The following is a 22,387-nucleotide window of genomic DNA, read 5'->3' on the forward strand; positions in this document are numbered from 1 at the left end:
ACCCCGGGCGGGCCGGGGCACCCGTTCAGCGGTGGTCGGCCGCGGCGAGGGCGGTGCGCAGGAGGGCGGCGACCCGGGTGCTGTGCGGCGGCCGCATCAGCCCGTAGTGGTCGGTGGCGGCGTCGTGGCGGGTGAAGCCGGCCCCGGCCCGCCCGGCCCATCGGTCGGCGGCCCGCTCCCGGGCCCCGGTCCCGCTCTGGAGGAACAGGACCGGGCAGGGGGCGGTCGGGGGCTCGTACGCGGCGCCGGCGCGGATCCCGGTCCGGAACACCGCGTAGTGCCGGGCGAGGTCCTGCGGGTCCAGTCCGGGGGCGAAGCCGTCGCGTTCCACCTGCTCGGCGAGGACGGTGAGCCGGGCCGTGGTGTCGGCGACGCTCCGCAGGGCGCTCCGCAGGGCGGACGCGCTCTCGTCGGAGGGGTCGAAGCCGGCGGAGCGGGCGAGGTCCTCGTGGAACCACTCCAGCAGCTCGTTCTCGTCGTCGGGGACGGCGCCGGGCTCCGGGTAGCCGGTGTCCAGCAGTGCGAGGGTCGCCACCTCCTGCCCGGCTGCCCGCAGTTGGACCGCCATTTCGTGGGCGAGGAGCCCGCCGAAGGACCAGCCGGCCAGGTGGTAAGGGCCGGAGGGGCGGATCCGGCGCAGGGCCTCCAGGTGGGCTGCGGCCAGCTCCTCGACGGTGGCGTCGGGGGCCGCTGCGGGGTCGGTCAGCCCGGGTGCCGTCAGCCCGAACACCGGTCGTTCGGTGCCCAGTTCGGCGGCCAGAGTGCGGTAGCAGAAGACGTTCCCGCCGATCGGGTGGACGAGGAAGAGCGGGGCGAGGGTGCCCTCGGGCTGGAGGCGGACCACCGGGTCCGGGGCCACGGCGACGTGGCGGCCCCGCAGCAGCGCGGCCTGCCGGGCGACGGTCGGGTGCTCCAGGACGGCCGAGACGCCGAGGCGTTCGCCGAAGGCCTGGTTGATCCGACCGATCAGGCGCAGGGCGTCGATGGAGTGCCCGCCGGACTCGAAGAAGTCGTCGTGGACACCGACCGTGCCGGCGTCCAGCAGCCGCTCCCAGATCCCGGCGAGGCGGGCTTCGAGGGCGTCGCGGGGCGGGGTCGGCTCGGCGCCGCCGCGCAGGTCGGCGGGGTCCGGGTCGGGCAGGGCTGCGCGGTCCAGTTTGCCGTTGGCGGTCAGCGGGAGGGCGTCCAGGCGCACCCACGCGGAGGGGACCATGTACTCGGGGAGCCGCTCCCGGGCGTGGGCGGCCAGTGCGCCCGGGTCGGGGGCGGGTGCGGCGTCCGGGCCGGCCGCGTCGGGGACGAAGTAGCCGACGAGGCGTTCGCCGCGGGGCAGGACCGCGCAGTCGCGCACACCGGGGTGTTCGGCGAGGACGGCTTCGATCTCCCCCGGCTCGACGCGGAAGCCGCGGATCTTGAGCTGGTGGTCGGTGCGGCCCGCGTACTCCAGGGCTCCGTCGGGGCGGTGCCGGGCCAGGTCGCCGGTCCGGTAGAGGCGGCGGGTGACGCCGTCGGGGCCGGTGTGCTCGATGAAGCGCTCGGCCGTCAGTTCGGGGCGTCCGTGGTAGCCGTCGGCGAGGCCGACGCCTTCGAGGAAGAGTTCCCCGGTGACGCCGAGGGGGACCTCGGCGAGGCGGCGGTCCAGGACGTGGGTGCGCATGTTGGCGATGGGCCGGCCGATGGGCACGCTGTCGCCGCCGTCCGGCCGGCACTGCCAGTACGTGACGTCGACGGCCGCCTCGGTGGGTCCGTAGAGGTTGTGCAGTTCGACGCCGGGCAGCCGCTCGAAGAACCGGCGCTGGACCTCGTACGGCAGGGCCTCGCCGCTGCACACCACGCGGGTGAGCCCGGCCGCGCCGGTCACGGCCGCGGGGTCGTCGAGGAAGACGCTCAGCATCGACGGGACGAAGTGCACCGTGGTGGCGCCCTCGTCGTGGATCAGGCCGGCGAGGTAGCCGGGGTCGCGCTGCCCGCCGGGGCGGGCGAGGACCAGGGTGGCGCCGGTCAGCAGGGGCCAGAACAGCTCCCACACGGAGACGTCGAAGGTGTACGGCGTCTTGTGCAGCACCCGCTCCCCCGGGACCAGCCCGTACTCGTCCTGCATCCACAGCAGCCGGTTGGCGATGGCGCGGTGGGAGACCACGACGCCCTTGGGCTTTCCGGTGGAGCCCGAGGTGAAGATCATGTACGCCGGGTCGGACGGCTCGGGCGCCCCGGCGGGACCCGCGGCGGCGGTCGGGGCCGCGTCCGGCCGGACGACGGTGACCCCGGAGCCCTCCAGCCGCTCCGTCCACGCGCCCTCGGTGACCACCAGGCCGATGCCGGACTCGGCGAGCAGGGACCGCACGCGCGGCGCCGGGTGCTCCGGGTCGAGCGGGACGTAGGCGGCGCCCGACTTCAGGACGGCGAGCAGGACCACGGGCAGGGCGAGGGAGCGTTCCAGCAGCAGGCCGACGAAGGTGCCGGGGCCCGCGCCCCGCTCCCGCAGGGCCGCGCACAGCCGTTCGGCCTCGGTGTCGAGGGCCCGGTAGGTCAGCTCGGCGCCCTCGAAGCGCACGGCCGGGGCGTCCGGGGTCCGGTCGCGCTGCGCGTCGATCAGTCGGGTCAGGACGTGCGGCTGCGGGTAGTCGACGGCGGTCCGGTTCCACTCGGCGTGGCGGCGGTGTTCGGCCTCCGGCAACAGGTCGGCGGCCGTACAGTCGCGGTCCGGGGCCTCGGCCAGGTCGCACAGGGCGGCGGTGTAGGAGGCGTGGGCGCTCTCCATCTGCGCCTCGGAGAACTGGGCGGCGTCGAAGCGCAGGCCGAGTTCGAGCAGGGAGCCGTCGGGGCTGCGGGAGAACTCCGCGCCGAAGGCGAAGTCGGTGCCGGCCTCTCCGGTCTCCTCCAGCACGGTGAACGCGCCGTCGGCGGACCCGTCCCGCTCCACGTGGAAGTGGGTGTAGTTGAAGAAGGTCTCGAAGAGCGGCCCGCCGCCGGACAGGCGCTGGATCTCGGCGAGCGGGAAGCGGCGGTGCGCGTGCAGCTCCGCCTCCAGCTCGGCGACGTGCGCGACGAGGCCGCGCCAGCTGAGACCGGTGACGTCGGCGCTCAGCGGCAGGGTGTTGAGGAAGACGCCGACGACCTTGTCGCCGTCGGTCTCCTCGGCCCGGCCGTTGTGTACCACTCCGGTGGTGACCGCGTCGCCGCCGCCCAGCAGGGCCATGGCCCGCAGGTGCGCGGCGAGCAGGACGGTGCGCAGCGGTACGCCGCACTCGGCGGCCAGGGCGGTCAGCCGGGCGTGCAGCCCCTCCGGGAGCGGCGCGAGGTACCAGGACATCGTGGCGGGTCCGCCGGTCGCCGCCGGGCGGGGCAGCCGGGTCGCGGGGGCGTCGGCGGCCTTGCCGGTCCAGAAGGCGCGCTGTCCGGCATCGCCCAGCGCCGCCCGTTCCAGGGCGACGAAGGAGGCGAACCGGGAGCGGGGGCCCGCGTCCGGCGAGGGACCCTCCGCGGGGGTCCGGGCGGCGAGCGCCTCGGTGTAGCAGGAGGCCAGTTCGGTGAGGAGCGAGCGTTCGCTCCAGCCGTCGAGGACGGCGTGGTGCTCGGCGACGAACAGCTGGAGGCGGGTGTCGGAGAGCCGCTGGACGTGGAAGCGGATCAGCGGGGGCCGGTCCCAGCCGAACGGCCTGTCGCGCTCGGCGGCGTAGCGGGCGGCGACGGCGGTCCGCTGTGCCTCGGGGTCGAGGCCGTACAGGTCCTCGAAGGTGATCTCCGGGCGGGCGCCGCGGTGGACGAGCTGGAGGGGCTCGCCGAACCCGTGCGGGTCGAAGGAGGTGCGCAGCATCTCGTGCCGGGCGGCGAGGACCTCGACGGTGGTGCGCCAGGCGTCCTCGGAGTAGGGCGCCTCGACCAGGTAGGAGGCCACGTTGTGGTAGACGCGTCCGCCGGCCGACGGCAGGTCGCTGTGGTAGAGCATGCCGGCCTGGAGCCGGGTCATCGGGTAGGCGTCCTCCAGCCCTTCGGGCAGGGCGGCGCGGTCCTCGGGGGTGAGCAGGGCGAACGGCTCGTACGGGGCCTCGGCGGCGGCCGCCGCCTCCCGCCGGGTCACGACGGGGGCCAGCGCGCGGGCCGTCTGGCGGCGCATGAGGTCGGCGACGGTGAGGTCGAGGCCGCGTTCCCGGATCCGGGCGAGGACCTGGAGGGAGCGGATGGAATCCCCGCCGAGGGCGTACCAGTTGTCCAGGGCGCCGACCCGTTCGTGCCCGAGGACCTGGGCGAAGACCTCGGTGAGCGCGGTCTCGACCGGCCCGCGGGGCGCCTCGTAGGTGGCGGTGGGGGTCCGGGGCACCGAGCCGGGGGCGGGCAGGCGGCGTCGGTCGGTCTTGCCGTTGGCGGTCAGCGGGAAGGCGGGCAGGGTGACGAAGGCGCCGGGGATCATGTAGCCGGGCAGCCGCTGCGCGAGGTGGGTGCGCATCTCCTCCACGGTGGGGCCCGTGCCGTCCTCGGCCCCGGTCACGGCCAGGTAGCCGACGAGGACGTCGGTCCCCGCGGGGTCCGGCGCGACGAGTGCGACCGCGGCGTCGACGAGGGGGTGGGCGGCCAGGGCGGCCTCGACCTCGCCGAGTTCTATCCGGAAGCCGCGCAGTTTGACCTGGTGGTCGATGCGGCCGAGGTACTCCAGGTCCCCGTCGGGCAGGGCGCGCGCCAGGTCGCCGGTGCGGTACAGCCGCTCGCCCTCCGCGAGCCCGGCGGGCCCGTCGGCGCCGCGGTCTGCGCCGCGGTCGGCGAGGCCGGTGGGGAAGCGCTCGGCGGTGAGTTCGGGCCGGCGCAGGTAGCCGCGGGCCAGGCCGGCCCCGGCGACGTACAGCTCCCCCACGGCGCCGCGCGGGACGGTCCGGCCGCGCGCGTCGAGCAGGTGCAGGCGCAGGTCGGGAATGGGCACGCCGATGACGCTGCCGCGGCCCTCCTCGGCGTCGCGGGCGGTCAGCGGCCGGTAGGTGACGTGCACGGTCGTCTCGGTGATGCCGTACATGTTGACCAGGCGGGGTGCGGTGTCGCCGTGCCGGGCGAACCACCCTGCGAGGGCGGCTACGTCGAGGGCCTCCCCGCCGAAGACGACGTGGCGCAGGGCGAGCCCGGAGGCGTCCGGACCGGCCGTGCGCTGGTGCTCCTCGTCGGCACGGGCCAACTGGTAGAAGGCGGAGGGGGTCTGGTTGAGGACGGTGACCCGCTCGGCGCGCAGCAGCCGGTGGAACTCCTCGGGCGAGCGGCTGGTTCCGTACGGCACCACGACGAGGCGGCCGCCGTGGGCGAGGGCGCCCCACAGCTCCCAGACGGAGAAGTCGAAGGCGATGGAGTGGAACAGGGTCCACACGTCCTCGGGGCCGAAGCCGAACCAGTGGTCGGTGGCGGAGAACAGTCGGGTGACGTTGGCGTGGGGCACGAGGGTGCCCTTGGGCAGGCCGGTGGAGCCGGAGGTGTAGATGACGTAGGCGAGGTGCTCGGGGGTGACGCCGCTCTCGGGGGCGGTGTCCGGTTCGGCGGCCAGGAGCGGGGCGTCGGCCTGCAGGTCGACGGTGTGCAGGCCGGGGGCGTCCCACAGGGACCGGGTGGCGGTGGTCCCGACGACGTGCTCCAGGCGGGCGTCCTGGACGATGTGGCGCAGCCGCTCGGGCGGGTTGTCGGGGTCGAGCGGCAGGTAGGCGCCGCCGGCCTTGAGGATGCCGAGCAGAGCGACGACGAGGTCGGCGGAGCGGGGCAGGCACAGTCCGACGAGGGTGTCGGGTCCCACGCCGAGGGCGCGCAGCCGGTGCGCGAGCCGGTTGGCGCGGGTGTCGAGCTCGCGGTAGGTGAGGGACGTGCCCTCGTGGACGAGGGCGACCGCTTCGGGGGTGCGGGCGGCGTGCCCGGCGAAGATCTCGTGGATGCAAGCCGGCTCGCCCGGAGCGTGCGGGAGGGCGGCGCGGGGCGGGAGCGGCGAGCCGATGCCGCTCCGCTCGTCGGCCGACAGCATCGGGAGCCGGCTGAGCGGGAGTTCGGGGCTTGCGGTGGCCGCGTCGAGGAGGCGGGCGAAGTGCCGGCCGAACTGCCGGGCGGTGGCGGCCTCGAACAGGTCGGCCCGGTACTCCAGCCGGCAGCTCAGCGCGCCGCCGGTGCGTACGACGTCGAAGGTCAGGTCGAACTTGGCGGTTCCGGCCGGCCCTTCGAGCATCGTGACCCTCGGGCCGGGCAGGCCCTCGGTCATGCCGTCCTCGTCGTGCAGGCCGAACATGACCCGGAAGGGGGGCGCGTCCTCGCCGGTGCGTCCGGGGGCGATCCGGTCGACGACGCGTTCGAAGGGCAGGTCCTGGTGGTCCTGGGCGTCGAGCACGGTGTCGCGTACGCGCTCCAGGTGGACCCGGAAGGCGGGGTCGTCGGACAGGTCCGCGCGGATGACCAGCGTGTTGACGAACAGGCCGACGGTGTCCTGGAACTCCTTGCGGTTGCGGCCCGCCACCGGCGTTCCGACGAGCACGTCGTCGGTGCCCGTGTAGCGGCCCAGCACGATCTGGAAGGCCGCCAACATCAGCGTGTAGGGGGTGCTGTGGGTGTCACGGCACAGGCGCTCCATCCGGGCGAGCACCTGGGCGGGCACCTCGAAGGAGTGCAGCGCCGCCGCGCCGCGGTCCGCTCCGGCACCGGGCCGGCCGTCCCGGGGCAGGGGCGCGTCGGGCAGTTCCCCGCCCAACTGCTGCTCCCAGTAGGCGAGCTGGCGCTGGGCGGCGGCTCCCTGGAGCCATTCCTCCTGCCAGTCGGAGAAGTCGGCGTACTGGTATTCGGGGACCTCGGGCCCTTCCAGGGCCTCGGCCGCGGCCGGCTGCGGCCGGTCGGCAGCGTCGGGGGCGCCGGCGTACCGGGCGTACGCGCCGAGGAGCTCGCGGGCGAGGATCCCGACGGACCAGCCGTCGGCGACGATGTGGTGCAGGGCGAGCGCGAGGACCGCGCCCTCGGGGGTGTGCAGCAGGGCCACCCGGAAGAGCGGTCCGGACTCCAGGTCGAAGGGCCGGTGGTGTTCGGCGGCCATCCACTCCTCGACGTCCCGGGGTCCGTGCGCCGCGGCGGCGGACCAGGCGAGCACGGCCTCGGTGTCGATGTGCTGCCACAGCTCGCCGTCGCGCAGGACGAACCGGGTGCGCAGTGCCTCGTGCCGGTCGAGCAGGCCCTGGGCGCACGTGCGGAGCGCGGCCTCGTCCACCGGTCCTTCGAGACCGTAGAAGACGGGCATGTGGTAGGTCGGCCTGCCCTCCTCCACCTGCTGGAGGAAGTACATCCGCTGCTGCGCTCCCGACGCGCGGAACGCGCTGAACGACGGCTCCGCAGGGCGTTCGGTCGGATCGTGACTGGCCAAGACAACTCCCTCGGCGCCGCACCGGTGGCTGGTACGCGGCGCATGCTCCGCTTGCTTGCCCGTTCAGCCTAGGAACGGCAGCGATTCGGGTGAAGTCGCCTGTTTCCGGTCCCCGATTCACGTGACCGCGGTTGTGGACGACCTGCGCAAGTACGGGTGGAAGGCCGTGTTCTGACGCCGTTCGGGGGCCCCGGGGCGGGACACTGCTGCCGCGGACCGATCCGAGATCGCCACAGGAGGCGCCATGCCCTTCATCACCGTCGGCCAGGAGAACACCACCGACATCGACCTGTACTACGAGGACCACGGCAGCGGGCAGCCCGTCGTCCTCATCCACGGCTACCCGCTGGACGGACACTCCTGGGAGAAGCAGCTGCCCGCCCTGCTGGACGCCGGCCACCGCGTCATCACCTACGACCGGCGCGGCTTCGGGCAGTCGTCCCAGCCCACCACCGGCTACGACTACGACACCTTCACCGACGACCTCCACACGCTGATGGAGACCCTCGACCTCACCGACACGATCCTCGTCGGCTTCTCCATGGGCACCGGCGAGGTCGGCCGATACCTCGGCACCCGCGGTTCCGGACGCGTGGCCAAGGCCGCCTTCCTCGCCGGCCTGGAGCCCTACCTCCTCAAGACCGACGACAACCCCACCGGCGTCGACGGCAGCGTCTTCGAGGGCATCCTCGCCGCCGTCACGAAGGACCGCTACGCCTACTTCACCGACTTCTACCAGGCCTTCTACAACCTCGACGAGAACCTCGGCACGCGCATCAGCGAGGAGACCGTCCGGGCGAGCTGGGCCACCGCCGCCGGCGCCTCCGCGTACGCCTCCCGCGCCGCCGTCCCCACGTGGACCACCGACTTCCGGGCCGACATCCCCAAGATCGACGTTCCCACCCTGATCCTCCACGGCACCGCGGACCGCATCCTCCCGATCGAGGCCACCGCGGAACCCTTCCACAAGGCCCTCCCGCACGCGGACTACGTCACCGTCGAGGGCGCCCCGCACGGTCTGCTGTGGACCCACGCCGAAGAGGTCAACAACGCCCTCCTCGCCTTCATCGGCAAGTAGCGCCCGGCTCGGCCGTCCGCCCCGCCCCGGGCTCCGCGCACTCCGGGGCCGCCGCCGCGGAGCCCGGGGCGGCGGCCCCGGAGCCGAGCATGATGCAAGAAATTTGCTTTAAGCTGGCCGCATGAGCCGAAAAGCGATGGTCCGCCCCGGAGGCCGCAGTGCGCGGGTCCAGGAGGCGGTCCACACCGCCGTGCGCGAGCTCCAGGCCGAACTGGGGCGTCCGGAGCTGACGATCCCGATGGTCGCGGCGCGGGCCGGCGTCACCCCGTCGACGATCTACCGCCGCTGGGGCGACCTACAGGAACTGCTCTCGGACGTCGCCGTCGAGCACCTGCGCCCGGACGCTCCGCCGCAGGACCACGGAGACCTGCTGTCGGACCTGCGGGGCTGGGCCGAGCAGTTCCAGGAGGAGATGGCCTCGCCCACGGGACGCGCGTACATCCGTGACGCGCTGCTCGGGGACCCCGACGGCGACAACGCGGGGCAGTGTTCGACCTATGCGGCGGAGCAGATCGCCATCGTGCTCGCCCGCGCCGCGGAGCGCGGCGAGGAGGCCCCCGACGTCGAGACGGTGCTCGACCGGGTCGTGGCGCCGATGATGTACCGCATCCTGTTCCGCCCCACCGGGCTCACCGGTGCGTACGCGCACCGGCTCGCGGGAGAGGCCGTACGGGGCTTCGGCGCACCCCGCTGACCGGCCCGGCACGCACGCCCCCCGGGTCAGCGGCGCGCCGCTGCGGCGGCCACGGGTTCGAGCCGGTAGCCGTCCCCCTCGGCGACCACGCGGCCGGCGGTCGGCGCGGGGAAGTGCGTACCGAGCACCAGGGCGCCGGTGTCGGCGAGTCGGGCGAGCAGCGCGCGGCGGGTGGCTTCGGCCTGCACGGGGTCGATGTCGACGCAGCTGCCGATCTCCGGGCGCGCCAGCTGCACGGGGTGGTGGACGGCGTCCCCGGTGACGAGGGCCGTCGCACCGGCGCTGCTCACCTCCACGGCGATCTGTCCGGGGGTGTGCCCCGGCGCGGGCAGCAGGCGCAGTCCCCGGGCCACCTCGATCCCCTCGTCCGGTACGTCGACCAGGTCGAGCAGACCCGCCTCCTCGACGGGCACGACGGAGTCGCGGAACATGCCGCGCCGCGCCTCGTCCATGTCGTAGGCGGCCCAGAACGCGTACTCCGCCCTCGACGTCAGGTACCGGGCGCCCGGGAAGGTCGGCACCCATGCGCCGTCCACCTCGCGGGTGTTCCATCCGACGTGGTCGGTGTGCAGATGGGTGAGGATCACCAGGTCGACGTTCTCGGGGGTGAACCCGATGTCCGCGAGGCGTGCGAGGTAGTCGGTACGGAGCTGGTGCCACGCCGGGTTGGCCCTGGTCTTGCCGTTGCCGATCCCGGTGTCGACGAGGACCCGCAGACCGTCCACGACCAGCGCGAAGCTGTGGCTGTCGAGGTGCAGGACGCCGTCCGGGCCGGCGAAGTCGGGCCGCAGCCAGTCGTGTTCGGCGACCACGTCCGGGGTGGCGGACGGCAGCAGCCACGGTCCGGTCGCGGGCGGCAGGGGCACCTCGTCGACGCGGTGGACCGCGATCTCCCCGACGGACCAGTGGGCGGCGGCTCCGGACGGGGCCCGTTCGGTGAACTGTGCGGTGCGCATGCGCGTGTTCCTTCGTCTACAGAGGGCCGGCCGAAACAAAAGCGATTCATTCGCTTTAAGCGACCGTAGGCCCTACCGTGAACTAACGCAAGCCGTTAGCTTTAAGGCAACGGCGATCGCTCCGTCGTTCCCCCTTGAAGGAAGGCAGCACATGTCCGCCCCGAACCTCACTCCCCCCGAAGCCGCCCGCTGGGCCGCACGGTCAGGGCTTCCGTTGGCGAAGGACCGCCATGCGGAAGTGGCGGCCACCGCCGACCACATCCACGCCGTCGTATCGCTCCTGCGGGAACTGGACTTCGGCGAGACACCGCCCTCCGCGACGTACCGTGCGGGAGGGGAGCAGCACGATGGAACCGTATGAGCTGACCGTGGCCGAAGCGGCCGAGGCCGTGCACGGCCGACAGGTCTCGCCGGTCGAACTGGTGGAGTCGGCGCTGGCGCGCATCGCACGGGTCGAGCCGCAGCTGAACGCCTTCACCGCCGTGACGGCCGACCGTGCGCGCGACGCGGCCCGCCGGGCGGAGACCGAGATCGCCCGTGGCACGCACCGGGGGCCCCTCCACGGGATGCCCGTCGGCCTGAAGGACCTCATCGACGTGGCCGGGACGGCGACCACGGCGAGCTCCCGGGCGCGGTCGGGGCACCGGGCGGAGGCCGACAGCACCGTCGCGGCGCGGCTCGCCTCGGCCGGGGCGGCCCTGGTGGGCAAGACCCACACGCACGAGTTCGCCTACGGCCTGACCACCCCTCAGACGGCCAACGCCTGGGATCCGGACCGGGTGGCCGGCGGGTCCAGCGGCGGTTCCGCCGTCGCCGTCGCGGCGGGGGCGGCCGCATTCGCCCTGGGCACCGACACCGGTGGATCGATCCGGGTGCCCGCCGCCCTCAACGGGGTCGTCGGGCTGAAACCGACGTACGGGCTGGTGCCGCGCCACGGCGTGACCTCGCTGTCCTGGTCGCTCGACCACGTGGGCCCCCTCACCCGCACCGTGGAGGACGCCGGGCTGGTCCTGGCCGCCCTGGTCGGACACGACCCGCGCGACCCGGCGTCCGTCGCGGCGCCGGCCGCGGACCACCGGCCGGGCCCCGGCACGGATCTGACGGGGCTGCGGGTCGGGGTGCCGGGCAACTACTACTTCGACCGGGTGGACCCGGAGGTCGAGGCCGCCGTCCGGCGGGCGATCGGACGGCTCGAGGAGCTCGGCGCGCGGCTCGTCGACGTCGAGATCCCGATGACGCGCTACGTCCGCGCGACCCATTGGGGCCTGATGGTTCCCGAGGCCTCCGCCTACCACGAACGGACCCTGCGGGCGGTGCCCGACCTGTACGGGGCCGACGTGCGGGTCCTGCTGGAGGCGGGCGAGCTCGTGACCGCGGGCGACTACCTGCGGGCCCAGCGCGCCCGCACCCTCATGGGGCGGGCCTGGCGGGACATGCTGGAGGCGGTCGACCTGATCGCCGCGCCGACCGTGCCGATCACCGCCGTCGAGTCCGGCCGGACCGAGGTGACCTGGGGCGACGGCAGCACGGAAAGCGTCGCCGACGCGTACGTACGGCTGTCGGCCCCGGCCAACCTCACCGGTGTTCCCGCGCTGAGCCTACCCGTCGGCCTGGACTCGGCGGGCCTGCCGATCGGCATGCAGCTCATGGGGAGGCCCTTCGGGGAAGCCGCGGTGCTGCGCGCGGGACACGCCCTCGAGCGGACCGGCAGCGCGCGCGGGCTGGCCCCGGAGCGGGCGGCGTAGCGGGACGGCCGAGGGTGCGCGAAGCGTCGCCGCGCGACGAACCGGCCGCGAAGGAGGCGGAGTTGAGCCAGTCCCCGCCGCTGCAGCCGGTGCGTCTGGTGGGGGTGGGGGCCGCTATGTAATGTCACATCGCATGATGCTCTTACGGCGTGCGGCGTCGGCCGCTGCCCTTCTCGCCACCGTCCTTCCCCTGGCCGTCGCCTCACCCGCGCACGCGGCCGACGGCTCGTCCGCGTGTCGCGCCTCCGCGTCCGTACCGCTGGACGCCGAACAGGCGCGGCTCTCGGACGCCCGCACCACGGCCCTCGTCGAGCGCGGCGGGTTCGGGGACTTCGTACGCCGGTTCCCCGCCGCGCTGTGCACGACCCGCGGCCCCGCCGAAGCCGACCGGCTGGTCACCGACTGGGGCGAGGCCCTGTGGCAGGCCTCCGTACGGCGGGCCCAGGGGCAGCGGCCCGGCGGCGACCTCGCCCCCGGGGACGACCGGCCGCTGTACTGGGCGCGGCTCGGCATGACCGCCGTACTCGCCCGCTGGCAGCCGGAGTTCACCGCCGACCGGGCCGCGCTCCGCGCCCGCTTCGAGGACGCCTCCCGGGGCCTGACGAACAACGCCTTCCGTACCGCGCCGGGCGTACGGCGCGTCTTCATCAGCGGGTTCGACCCCTTCGGGCTCGACGCCGAGATGCGCCGCGCCAACCCGTCGGGTTCGGCCGCCCTCCAGCTCAACGGACGGCGCGTGACCCTCGCCGACGGCAGCCCCGCCGAAATCCGTGCCGTCGTCCTCCCCGTGCGGTACGCCGACTTCGACGCCGGCATGGTGGAGCGGGCGTTCGCCCCGCGCCTGGCCGGCGGCCCCGCCCCGGCCGACGTCATCACCACCGTCAGCCAGGGCTACCCCGGCATCTTCACCCTGGAGGACTGGGCGGGACGGGCGCGGTCCGCCGACCCGTACCCCGACAACGTGCGCGCCCTGTCCGGGGGCACCCGCGAACACCCGGTGACCGCCCCCGACCTCGGCCCGGGACCGGAGTTCATCCGCACCACGCTCCCCGCGGGCGCCGTCACCGGCGCCGTGCAGAGCCCGTACCCGGTCCTCCTCAACAGCGACGTGACCGAGATCCCGGCGGGCGGCACGGCTCCCGTCGACCGGACCGACGGCCCGACCCCCGGCTCGCGGGCCGTGGCGGGCGGCGGGGGCGGCTACCTGTCCAACGAAGTGGCCTACCGCTCCAACCGGCTGCGCGCCGAACTCGCCCCGCACCTGCCCGGGGGCCATCTCCACACCCCGGTGCTCACCGGCCTGCCGGCCGACCCCCAGCAGCTGACCGGCCCCGAGTTCGAACGCAACGAGAGCGCGATAACCGCGGAGGTCCGCGCGGTCCTCGAACACGCCGCCGCACGACGGTAGCGGCAGCCCCGCCTGCGGTGCCTCCCGCTGCCATGGGGCAGGATGGCAGCCCGTTCCGGATGCGCACACGCGCCCGAACGCGGCTTCACGCACGACGAACTGACAGGTGACAAGGTGACGACACACCCACGCCCCATACGACGGCCGGCAGCGCCCGTCGCCACTCCCCCGGGCCGGCGCGGCGCACCGGAGGGGGTACGTTGAACCGGGATCTCGTCCTGCACGACTGGCTGGTCGCCGGGATCGCCCTGGCGGCGGGCGCCGCGGTCGGGCTGCTGCTGCGCGCCCTCCTGCGATGGCTGGGCCGGCACGCCGAGCGGACCCGGTGGCAGGGGGACGACATCATCGTCGACGCGCTGCGCACCATCGCGCCCGGGGCCGCGCTGATCGCGGGCGCGGCCGTGGCCGCCACGACCCTGCCGCTCACCGCGCGCGTCTCGGGGTTCGTGAACCAATCGCTGACCGCGCTGCTCATCCTCATCGCCACCCTCAGTGCGGCGCGGGTCGTCGCGGGCCTGGTCCAGTCCGTGGCGGCATCGCGCACGGGGGTGGCCGCATCGGCGTCCATCTTCGTCAACATCACGCGGATCGTGGTCCTCGTGATGGGCGTGCTCGTCGCCCTGGAGACCCTCGGGGTGTCCATCGCGCCGCTGGTCACCGCCCTCGGAGTGGGTGGTCTGGCGGTGGCCCTGGCCCTCCAGGACACCCTCGCCAACCTCTTCGCCGGCGTGCACATCCTCGCCTCGAAGACCGTGCAGCCCGGTGACTACATCCGGCTCACCAGCGGCGAGGAGGGCTACGTCGTCGACATCAACTGGCGCAACACCGTGGTCCGCAACCTGTCGAACAACCTGGTCATCATCCCCAACGGGCGTCTCGCCCGGACCAACATGACCAACTTCACCCAGCCGGAAGCGCAGTTCTCGATCCTGGTCCAGGTGGGCGTGGGCTACGAGAGCGATCTGGAGCACGTCGAGCGGGTCACCCTCGACGTGGTCGGCAAGGTGATGGCCCACGTGGACGGCGCGGACCCCGCGCACGAGGGGGCCGTCCGCTTCCACACGTTCGCGGACTCCCGGATCAACTTCACGGTGATCCTGGGCGTCGGCGAGTTCAGCGACCAGTACCGGATCAAGCACGAGTTCATCAAGCGCCTGCACGAGCGGTTCCGGACGGAGGGCATCTCGATCCCCGCTCCGACGCGTACGGTCGAGCTCCACCGGGACGAACCGCGTGCGCCGTTGTCACCGCTCGCACCGGTCCCGCACCAGCGCGAGTCGTCGGCGCTGCTCCCGGACGGCGGCCGGTAGGCCCGCTCCGCCGTACCCCCGCGCCGCCGCACCCCGCGTCGACGTCAGCCCACGGGCCCCGGGCCCGTGGGCAAAATCCGTGTGCGGTACGTCAAGACCTCGCCAGGGCGGGTGGCTCCGCCCCTCGCCGTGGGCAGTCTGCCCTCGGACATCTGGCTCTGGTTGAGATCGTCACCTCCGGACGGGAGGCATCACATGCCCGCGTACCGACTCCACGACCGTGCCGCGCTGTTCGGGGCCCTGGTGGTACCCCTGCTCGTGGCGCTCGCGCTCGTCCCCTTCCGCACCCGGCTCTCCCCTACGAACGAGGCCCTGGTCCTGGTCGTCGTCGTGGTCGCGATCGCCGCCTCGGGCACCCGGGCCGCCGCAGCCGTGGCCGCGCTCTCCGCGGCCACCTGGTTCGGCCTGCTCCTCCTCGCCCGGCCCTACGAGCACGTCGCCCTCGCCGACCGGGACGCGGTCCAAACGGCCGTCCTCCTGCTGGCCGTCGGGCTGATCGTCGCGCAACTGGCCGTACGCGCCCGCAGGCTGGAGGCGGTCGCGGTCGCCGGCGCCGCGCACCTGTCCAGCCTCCAGGGCACCGCCCGGCTGACCGAGCGGGGCGGTTCGCCGGACGCGGTGGTCGAGTACGTCCGCCAGGAGCTCATCGGCCTGCTGGGGCTGCGCGGCTGCCGCTTCGAGTACGGGACCCTGATCGGGCACCGACCTCGGTTGGAGCACGACGGCGGCCTGTGGCTGCGCCGCGGCGGCCGGGTCACCGGGTACGCCGACTGGCCGGACGGCGAGACCGAGCTGCGGGTCGTCGGGGGCGGGCACTACTACGGCCGCTTCCTCCTCGACCCCGTTCCCGGCCACCGCCTGCCGCCCGAGGACGCCCGCTCGGTGGCGCTCGCCCTGGCCGCGCTGGCGGGCGCCGCACTGGACACGGCCGGCGTGTCCCACCGCGGCTGAGCCCCCGCTCACGGGGCGCCCCGGTGGACGCGGGCCAGGATCAGGACCGTGTCGTCGGTCGGCGGTTCGGGCAGCAGGCCGGCCAGGATGCGGTCCGCCATGTCCTCCAACGGTTCGCTGCGGTCGCCCAGTTCGGCGCGCAGGGCGTCCAGGCCCACCTCGATGTCCTGCCCCCGGGCTTCGATGAGGCCGTCCGTGTAGAGGGCGAGCGTCGCGTTCTCGGGCAGTTCGATCTCGGTGGTCCGGAACGGGGCGCCGCCGACGCCCAGCGGGACCCCGAGGACCTCGTCGACGGTCTGCACCGTGCCGTCCGGCCGGAGCACCAGGGGCGGCGGGTGGCCGGCGCTGGCGATGCGGGCACGTCCGCTGCGCGGGTCGTAGACGAGGTACAGGCAGGTCGCGAGCTCGATGCCGGCCTCCTGGGCGCACATGTCGAGTTCGGTGAGCAGGTCGGCGGGCTCGCTGTCGTGGCGGGCCAGGGCCTTGGTGGTGATGCGGAGATAGCCCATGGCGGCGGCCGCGGAGACCCCGTGCCCCATCACGTCGCCCACGACGAGGACGATCCGACCGTCGGGCAGGTTGATCACGTCGTACCAGTCGCCGCCGACCTCGGTGATCCGGCTGCCGGGCACGTAGCGGTGGGCGACGTCCACGTACGGGGTGACCGCCAGCGCCGTGGGCAGCAGGGCCCGCTGCAAGGTGAGGGCGATGTCCTGGACCCGGCTGTAGAGGCGGGCGTTGTCCAGGCAGATCGCGGCGCGCGAGGCGAGTTCGCTGGCCAGGCTGACGTCCTCCTCGGTGAAGGGCGGACGGGCGGCGGACCGGCCGAACATGGCGATGCCCTGGACGGTGCCCCGGGCGATGAGCGGAGCGACGAGGATGCAGGCCACCCCGCTCTCGCCCATGATCTTCGTACGCGACTCGGTGACGACGGTGCGGGCCAGGAACTCCTCGTCCACCACGGCCGAGATGGCGCGGCCGGTGCTCAGCATGTCGTGGATGACGGAGCCCGGCGGGTACCGGACCTTCTCCACCCCGCTCACGAGTTCGACGGCCGGAGCGGGCAGGGTCGTCCCGGAGGCGATGCGACGGGTGAACAGCGGCCGCCCCGGGTCAAAGTCCTCGGTCTCGTCCATCCACTCCACGATCTCGACGACGGAACCGTCGCAGAAGTCCGGCATCGACGCGTCGACGAGCTCCTGGGCGGTGAGGTTGACGTCCAGGGTGGTCCCGATCCGGGTGGAGGCCCCGTCGAGGAGGGCCAGCCGGCGACGGCTGGCGGTGGCTTCCAGGATGGCGCGTTCCCGGTCGGTCACGTCGATCATCAGCCCGCCCACGCCGGAGCGGGTGCCGACGGCCCGGCTCAGCGGGAAGAAGCTGACCGACCGGACCTGGTCGCGGTCCGGATGCCCGCGCGGGCGCACCCCGACCAGGGTCCCCACCACGGGTGCCCCGCCCTGGGCGACGGCCCGGAGCATGCGCTCGTACTCACCGCCGTCGGACATGATCATGATGTCGTCCATGCGCCGCCCCAGGTGGGCCTCGATCGGCAGGCCGTCCATGTCGGCGAGCGCCTGGTTGAGGTGGATGTACCGCAGGTCCTCGTCGATCATGACCAGGCCGATGGGGCAGGTCTCGAAGAGGGCGTCGAGGAAGGCGAGGTTGGTCTTGACCCGGTCGAGTTCGTCGCTGCGGCTCGACAGGACCATCACCACCGAGGGGCCGCCGGATCCGGTGACGGAGAAGGACCGGAAGCCGCAGTCGAAGACCGTGCCGTCGCGGTGCCGGGCCGTCAGCCTGCCCCGCCAGTAACCCTGCGTGCGCCCTTGCTCCGTCAGTCGGGCGCACGATGCGGACTTGCCGCTGCGGGAGGCGTCGGCGAAGAGGAGGGCGCCGGGCCGGGTGAGGACGGCGCCGGGCTCGTACCCGAAGAGGTCACGGGCGCCGGGCCCCCAGTAGCAGACGCGGTCGTGTTCGTCGATGCCGAGGACGGCCACGGGCACGCGCTCGAGCAGCGACCCCGGCTCGGACCAGATCGGGCCGTGGGTTTCCTCGCCCCCCGGCCGAGCCGATGGCACGAGACGTCCCCTTCCGCACGCCGTTCTCTCCACATCATCGTCCGGACGCGTCGTACGGGCACGCCGGGCGGCGCACGACGGCCCGGGACGAGTGCCTCGCGGGGTCCCTCGCCGTCGCCCATGCGCCCCCGCACAAGATGAACCCGCATGAGCGAGATCAAACCCCCGTCACACCTTGCACGTGCCAGATCGAAGGGACGATTCACCTCTTGGACGATCCACCCTGACGACACGGGGCGGACCGGCCCGATTCCGTGCCCCGGACCAGGTGTCGCCCCGGGGTCGCTCCTGGTTCACTGGTCGTGGCCACCACCCCGCGGACCGCTTGGCGGCTCTCGCGGTCACGGAGTGACCTGGTCCAGGAAGGCCCTGCGCGCCGACAGCGGTGTTCGGCGCGCAGGGCTTCGCCGGCCGCACCCGTACATCGTGGCGCTGGGACGGCCCGCGTTTCGACACCGCGGCACCTGCCGGGCCCGCCGGGCTCCAGCATGATCGATGCTCTGTGCCGGAGCGGCGGCGCACGCGCCCCGCTCCGCCTTCCTTCGATCACGGGAGTCCAGCCCTATGTCCGACATCAGCGTGCGTTCCGTGCGGGACGGCGATTTCGCCCAGTGGCGCGCCCTCTACCGGGGCTACGCCGACTTCTACGGGGTGGAGCAGACCGAGGAGGCGGCCGCCACGGTCTGGTCCTGGGTGACCGACCCCGGCCACGAGGTGGGCGCCCTGGTGGCCGAGGACACGGAGGGGCGGCTGCTGGGCCTCGCCCACTACCGTCCGTTCGCGCGCCCGCTCTCCGCGACGGTGGGCTGCTTCCTCGACGACCTGTTCGTGGCACCGCAGCACCGCGGTTCGGGCGCCGCCGACCTGCTGCTCGGCGCACTGCGCGAGCTCGCGGCCGAGCGCGGCTGGAGCGTGGTCCGCTGGATCACCGCCGATGACAACCACCGGGCGCGGTCCAAGTACGACCGGGTCGCCCAGCGGACCATGTGGGTCACGTACGACATGGCTCCGTGAGCCCCTATCGGTTCGGCGCCGAGGCCCTGGGCTCCCCCGGACGCGGGCTGCGGTGACGGTCCGGGTCGCCCTTCGACCCGATGCCTCGGGTCCTGGTCGGCGTTCCGTCCGGGGCGAACGGGTGGTGGAAGGTGAAGGCGTGCGGCGCGGAGCCGTGGTCGTGGACGTGTTCCAGCCTGGAAACCCCGTCCCGCCAGGTGGGTATCACGCCGTCGGGGACCCACCAGAACACGTATCCCGGGTGCCCCGTCTTCTCGAACCAGTCGTAACGCCTGTTCAGCGCCCCACGGTGCAGACCGGTGTAGATGGCGTCGAAGACGGGGTCCAGGTCGGTCCAGAGCGAGAGGGTCGCGGCCAGGGCGGTGGTTTCCACCGTGCGGCCCTTGCCGTACCAGGTCGGTACGGCGAACTCCCCCCATGCACCCCAGTCCGCCTCGAAGAGCGTGCCCCGGTCGCCGTCTGCCGCTTCGGCACGGGCGAGGTACCCGGGGTGCTGACTGATCTTCCGGTAGATGGCCTCGCCGGTGTCGTAGAGCTCGTTCGTGAGCGGTGTGGGATCGGCGAGCGGTGACTTGAGGACGCCGAATGTGTACAGCGCAAGATGGGGCATGCGTCTCTCCCTGGTAGGGGGCTGGTGTGGTCCCGGTGCGGCGGCTTGCGCAGGGGGGCAAGGAGCAGTGGGGCGTGCCGGACCCGTCCCTTCGCGGGTGGCTCAGCCGAAGGAACTCCTGTGCGCCCGTGGGCGATCGCCGAGGACCAGGTGAAGGTAGCTGCCCCTGCGGGCCATGTCGAAGTTGCGTTTTCCCTGTCCAAGTGGCCTCTTGGACAGGTCATTGCAGGGCTGGGGCGGGGCGGGGCTAGCTCCGGGGTACCAGTGATCCGCTTCGGCCTACCGGTTCGCCCGGGCGGGCGGCCTGCCCGGGCTCACCGACCGTCAACGCTGCGGCCGTCCCACCTCGTTCACGCCGCCGGCACCAGGGGGGCACAACCTTGCCGCGCCGGTCCAGGGTCTCCTTGGTAGCCCACAGCTAGGCTCGCTTCTCATCAGCTCCAGACGTCCCCTCAGGCCGGGAATCGATGCCAGGGACGACCACGGTCACCTGGCCAGCGGTTCGGCCAGGAGGACGACCCGATCGGCCGCGACGTCGAAGCCGAGTACCGGACGGCCGTGGCTGCCCTCCGGGTCCATCAGGACGGCCTTGCCCACGCATCGCCCGATCTCCCGCAGGAAGCCGCAGAACACATCGAGTCGCTCCTGCCCCTGCAACTCCCGCAGGTCAACGTCGAAGTCGATGACGTCGTCGGCGTAGAAACGGAAGATCGCCAGGACATCGGCAACCGGCCGGACCCGCAGCTCCGGGCACTCGGCGTCCACCGGGCGGGACAGCACGCTCGCCGCCCGGGGCACCGGAAGCTCCGTGGCGCCTTCGGAGTAGCGGCACTTCCAGCCCCTCGCCTCGACGAGGTCGAGGACCGCCTGCCAATCCTCGACCGAACAACCCGGGACGCGCATGTCCGGCAGCGCCCCCATCAGGTCCGGGTCGAAGAAACAGCTCACGTCGTCCCACAGAAGATCGGCCACACCGCCATGTTGCCCGGCGCCCCGATCCACCGCAGCCCCTTTCCGCTCGACCGGAAGGGACGGCGGTCAGGCGGGCAGGTCCATCAGGAGCAGGGGGGTCGTGGTGGGTCGTGGGGATCCTCCGGCGGGTTCGAGGGTGAGGCCGATCGCGCCGGCGTCGGCGGTGTCGCCGTCGACGAGGACGGTGCCGTCCCGGTGGATGAAACCGGCCGGGCTCATGGTGCCGTCGTGGTCCAGCCACAGCTGGTAGGTCGTGCCGGCGACGGGCGCGGGAAGTCCGCCGGCGGTGAAGACGGCCTTGTTGCGCATGGCCGAGGAGACCACGGTGGCGGCGGCTCCGTTGCTGGTGCGGCCGTGGGCGGTCCGGGCGTCGGGAGCGGCCAGGACCGTACTGACGTCGTCGAGGCGCTGCTCGATCTGCCGGGCCTGCTGTTCGTAGTGCCGGCTTTCCTGGCTCTGCCAGGCGGCCAGGCCCGCGAACAGGGCCGCGGCGGCCACGCTCGCGGCCACGGCGAACAGGCCGGCCTTGCGGCGCAGCGCGCCGCCCACCGGGACCGGGGAGAGGGGGGTGGAGCGTCGGGGCGGGAGTTGGCGCACGCCCTCGACGGCTGCCAGGGTCCGCTGCTTCATGGCGGCGGGCGGCGGCTGGGCCACGGCGGCGGCCAGCCGGGCGGCGGTGGCCTGGAACCCGGCCACTTCCAGGCGGCACTCCTCGCACCGGACGAGGTGGTCGGTGAACGGCTCGCGTTCGCCGACGTCCAGGGCGTTCAGTGCGTACGCGGCGGTGAGGGCGTGGCTATCGGACCGGTGCTGGTTCATGTGGTCACCCCCATGCAGTCGCGGAGCCGGACCAGTCCGTCGCGCATGCGCGTCTTGACGGTGGGAAGCGGCGTGTGGAGGACTTCGGCGACCTCGCGGTAGGTCAGGCCCTGGTAGTAGGCCATGGTCACCGCCTGGCGCTGGAGTTCGGTGAGGCCGTGCAGGCAGCGGCGGACCTGTTCGCTGTCCAGGCGGATCTCGACCTGTTCTGCGACCTCGTCGAATGCCGTCCGGTGTTCGCGGGCGGCCTGTGCGCGTTCCCGGTCGGCGGACGCCTGGGCGGAGCGGACCCGGTCGACGGCCCGCCGGTGGGCGATGGTCGCCACCCACGTGGTGACGCTGGCGGAGTCGGGCCGGTAGCGGGCGGCCTGCCGCCACAGGTCGATCATGACCTCTTGGGCGACCTCCTCGGACTGGGCCCGGTCGCGTACGACTTTGATCACGATCCCGAAGACCAGCGGGGCGAGGGCGTCGTACAGGACGGAGAACGCCTCTTTGTCGCCGTGTGCGACCTGCCGCATGACCTCGGGGAGCTCGGCACGGTCGGTGCGGTTGGTGGGGCCGCCGGTGGGGTCGGGGCCGAAGCGGCTCGGCTGGTTCACGGGGCGGGCTCCGGCCTGGGGAACCAGACGCAGGGGCGGCCGGGATCGTCCGGCCGGGGGCGGGGTGTCCATCGCATGGTGATCCTTGTCCGGAGAGCAGCGGCCGGACCGCCGCACGGGGCGGTGCGGGCCACAGGTCCAGGGGATGGGTCTGATGGTTCTTCGTAGCGGAGGCGCGTGCGGATGGGAGGGCGTTCACGCTCCGGGACGAGGCGCGGTTCCCTCGTTCGAGGGAACCGTCGGGTCAGCCGTCCCGCCAGGTGAGCACGGCGATGACCTGCTTGCCGCGCGGTGAGCGGCTGACGAAGAGGTCCGCGCCGAGCGCCCGGACGATCTGCAGGCCGCGCCCCCGGGTGGCCTCGGTCCCGTGGCCGTCGCCCCGCTGGGGCAGGGAGAGCGAGCCGTCGCTGACGCAGATGCCCGCCCGGCCCCGGTCCAGGCTGATCGTGAGCGCGTACGGGGGAACGGCGTGCCGGACCGCGTTGGTGGCGAGCTCGGACGCGATCAGCAGGATGTCGCAGGCGGTCTCCTGTGGGCAGCGCACGGGGTGCAGGGCCAGGGTGCGCGCGGCGCTGCGGCGGGCTTCCCCGGCGGCCTGTGGTCCTGAGGTCAGGGGGTGGTGCACGGTCCTCGGCCGCGCCGGGGATGCGATTGCGGTGTCCATGACGGTTCCTCGCTGTGCGAGCGGCCCCGGTGGCTCCGGGCCGGTCCGGGGGCCGGGAACGGACGGGGTTCCGGGGCGGTGACCCCGGAACCCCTGTGCGCCGGTCGGCGCTGCGGCGCTGGGGCG

The 22,387-nt window shown here is 73.6% G+C and carries 16 protein-coding genes; 8 read left to right on the forward strand and 8 right to left on the reverse strand.

Annotated features, from left to right (window positions below):
• Positions 1 to 25: 25 nt before the first annotated feature.
• Complete coding sequence (locus tag OG386_RS08885) at positions 26 to 7,360, reverse strand: non-ribosomal peptide synthetase (protein ID WP_328787619.1); 7,335 nt, start codon at positions 7,358 to 7,360, stop codon at positions 26 to 28.
• A gap of 244 nt (positions 7,361 to 7,604) precedes the next feature.
• On the opposite strand from OG386_RS08885, the gene OG386_RS08890 reads away from it, so the two are divergent.
• Both OG386_RS08890 and OG386_RS08895 read left to right on the forward strand, forming a co-directional pair.
• Positions 7,605 to 8,438: an alpha/beta fold hydrolase gene (locus OG386_RS08890; RefSeq protein ID WP_328787620.1), complete on the forward strand. Its 834-nt coding sequence runs from the start codon at positions 7,605 to 7,607 to the stop codon at positions 8,436 to 8,438.
• Between the two features lie 121 nt (positions 8,439 to 8,559).
• Positions 8,560 to 9,132, forward strand: coding sequence for a TetR/AcrR family transcriptional regulator (locus OG386_RS08895; protein WP_328787621.1), 573 nt, complete (start codon positions 8,560 to 8,562; stop codon positions 9,130 to 9,132).
• Between the two features lie 26 nt (positions 9,133 to 9,158).
• Here OG386_RS08895 and OG386_RS08900 read toward each other — a convergent pair whose 3' ends face one another.
• Positions 9,159 to 10,088 (reverse strand): MBL fold metallo-hydrolase, encoded by a 930-nt coding sequence (locus OG386_RS08900; protein WP_328787622.1) that lies wholly within the window; start codon positions 10,086 to 10,088, stop codon positions 9,159 to 9,161.
• A 151-nt stretch (positions 10,089 to 10,239) separates the two neighbouring features.
• Here OG386_RS08900 and OG386_RS08905 point away from each other — a divergent pair, with 151 nt between their 5' ends.
• The 5 genes from OG386_RS08905 to OG386_RS08925 all read left to right on the forward strand — a co-directional run bounded on the left by OG386_RS08905 (position 10,240) and on the right by OG386_RS08925 (position 15,502).
• Positions 10,240 to 10,449 (forward strand): hypothetical protein, encoded by a 210-nt coding sequence (locus OG386_RS08905; protein WP_328787623.1) that lies wholly within the window; start codon positions 10,240 to 10,242, stop codon positions 10,447 to 10,449.
• Positions 10,436 to 11,833 (forward strand): amidase, encoded by a 1,398-nt coding sequence (locus OG386_RS08910; protein ID WP_328787624.1) that lies wholly within the window; start codon positions 10,436 to 10,438, stop codon positions 11,831 to 11,833. Before OG386_RS08905 ends, OG386_RS08910 begins: the two co-directional genes overlap by 14 nt.
• Before the next feature lie 133 nt (positions 11,834 to 11,966).
• Positions 11,967 to 13,241, forward strand: coding sequence for a pyroglutamyl peptidase (locus tag OG386_RS08915; protein ID WP_328787625.1), 1,275 nt, complete (start codon positions 11,967 to 11,969; stop codon positions 13,239 to 13,241).
• Between the two features lie 200 nt (positions 13,242 to 13,441).
• Positions 13,442 to 14,551 (forward strand): mechanosensitive ion channel family protein, encoded by a 1,110-nt coding sequence (locus tag OG386_RS08920; protein ID WP_328787626.1) that lies wholly within the window; start codon positions 13,442 to 13,444, stop codon positions 14,549 to 14,551.
• A 195-nt stretch (positions 14,552 to 14,746) separates the two neighbouring features.
• Positions 14,747 to 15,502 (forward strand): DUF4118 domain-containing protein, encoded by a 756-nt coding sequence (locus OG386_RS08925; protein WP_328787627.1) that lies wholly within the window; start codon positions 14,747 to 14,749, stop codon positions 15,500 to 15,502.
• Positions 15,503 to 15,510: 8 nt separating this feature from the next.
• Here OG386_RS08925 and OG386_RS08930 read toward each other — a convergent pair whose 3' ends face one another.
• Positions 15,511 to 17,580 (reverse strand): SpoIIE family protein phosphatase, encoded by a 2,070-nt coding sequence (locus OG386_RS08930; RefSeq protein ID WP_328787628.1) that lies wholly within the window; start codon positions 17,578 to 17,580, stop codon positions 15,511 to 15,513.
• 564 nt (positions 17,581 to 18,144) lie between these two features.
• Here OG386_RS08930 and OG386_RS08935 point away from each other — a divergent pair.
• Positions 18,145 to 18,594 carry a GNAT family N-acetyltransferase gene (locus OG386_RS08935; RefSeq protein ID WP_328787629.1) on the forward strand — a complete coding sequence of 150 codons (450 nt, stop codon included), beginning with the start codon at positions 18,145 to 18,147 and terminating at the stop codon, positions 18,592 to 18,594.
• A gap of 4 nt (positions 18,595 to 18,598) precedes the next feature.
• Here OG386_RS08935 and OG386_RS08940 read toward each other — a convergent pair whose 3' ends face one another.
• The 5 genes from OG386_RS08940 to OG386_RS08960 form a co-directional block, all read right to left on the reverse strand.
• On the reverse strand, positions 18,599 to 19,204 hold the full coding sequence (locus tag OG386_RS08940; protein ID WP_328787630.1) for a DUF3291 domain-containing protein: 606 nt from the start codon (positions 19,202 to 19,204) through the stop codon (positions 18,599 to 18,601).
• A 486-nt stretch (positions 19,205 to 19,690) separates the two neighbouring features.
• Entirely contained in the window at positions 19,691 to 20,176 is a 486-nt protein-coding gene (locus OG386_RS08945; protein ID WP_328787631.1) for a hypothetical protein, read from the reverse strand.
• A gap of 66 nt (positions 20,177 to 20,242) precedes the next feature.
• Entirely contained in the window at positions 20,243 to 20,995 is a 753-nt protein-coding gene (locus tag OG386_RS08950) for an anti-sigma factor (RefSeq protein WP_328787632.1), read from the reverse strand.
• Complete coding sequence (gene sigK / locus OG386_RS08955) at positions 20,992 to 21,597, reverse strand: ECF RNA polymerase sigma factor SigK (protein WP_328787633.1); 606 nt, start codon at positions 21,595 to 21,597, stop codon at positions 20,992 to 20,994. The genes OG386_RS08950 and sigK overlap by 4 nt, the downstream gene beginning before the upstream one ends.
• Before the next feature lie 244 nt (positions 21,598 to 21,841).
• A complete protein-coding gene (locus OG386_RS08960; RefSeq protein ID WP_328787634.1) occupies positions 21,842 to 22,261 on the reverse strand; it encodes an ATP-binding protein in 420 nt (139 codons plus the stop codon).
• Positions 22,262 to 22,387: the final 126 nt, after the last annotated feature.

This window comes from Streptomyces sp. NBC_00273, assembly GCF_036178145.1.
Classification (GTDB): Bacteria; Actinomycetota; Actinomycetes; order Streptomycetales; family Streptomycetaceae; genus Streptomyces.

Excerpts from the sequence above, each read along its gene's own strand:
- OG386_RS08890 (WP_328787620.1), top strand. The coding sequence starts at position 7,605 with ATGCCCTTCATCACCGTCGGCCAGGAGAACACCACCGACATCGACCTG.
- OG386_RS08895 (WP_328787621.1), top strand. The coding sequence starts at position 8,560 with ATGAGCCGAAAAGCGATGGTCCGCCCCGGAGGCCGCAGTGCGCGGGTC.
- OG386_RS08900 (WP_328787622.1), bottom strand. The coding sequence starts at position 10,088 with ATGCGCACCGCACAGTTCACCGAACGGGCCCCGTCCGGAGCCGCCGCC.
- OG386_RS08905 (WP_328787623.1), top strand. The coding sequence starts at position 10,240 with ATGTCCGCCCCGAACCTCACTCCCCCCGAAGCCGCCCGCTGGGCCGCA.
- OG386_RS08910 (WP_328787624.1), top strand. The coding sequence starts at position 10,436 with ATGGAACCGTATGAGCTGACCGTGGCCGAAGCGGCCGAGGCCGTGCAC.
- OG386_RS08915 (WP_328787625.1), top strand. The coding sequence starts at position 11,967 with ATGATGCTCTTACGGCGTGCGGCGTCGGCCGCTGCCCTTCTCGCCACC.
- OG386_RS08925 (WP_328787627.1), top strand. The coding sequence starts at position 14,747 with ATGCCCGCGTACCGACTCCACGACCGTGCCGCGCTGTTCGGGGCCCTG.
- OG386_RS08935 (WP_328787629.1), top strand. The coding sequence starts at position 18,145 with ATGTCCGACATCAGCGTGCGTTCCGTGCGGGACGGCGATTTCGCCCAG.
- OG386_RS08940 (WP_328787630.1), bottom strand. The coding sequence starts at position 19,204 with ATGCCCCATCTTGCGCTGTACACATTCGGCGTCCTCAAGTCACCGCTC.
- OG386_RS08950 (WP_328787632.1), bottom strand. The coding sequence starts at position 20,995 with ATGAACCAGCACCGGTCCGATAGCCACGCCCTCACCGCCGCGTACGCA.
- OG386_RS08960 (WP_328787634.1), bottom strand. The coding sequence starts at position 22,261 with ATGGACACCGCAATCGCATCCCCGGCGCGGCCGAGGACCGTGCACCAC.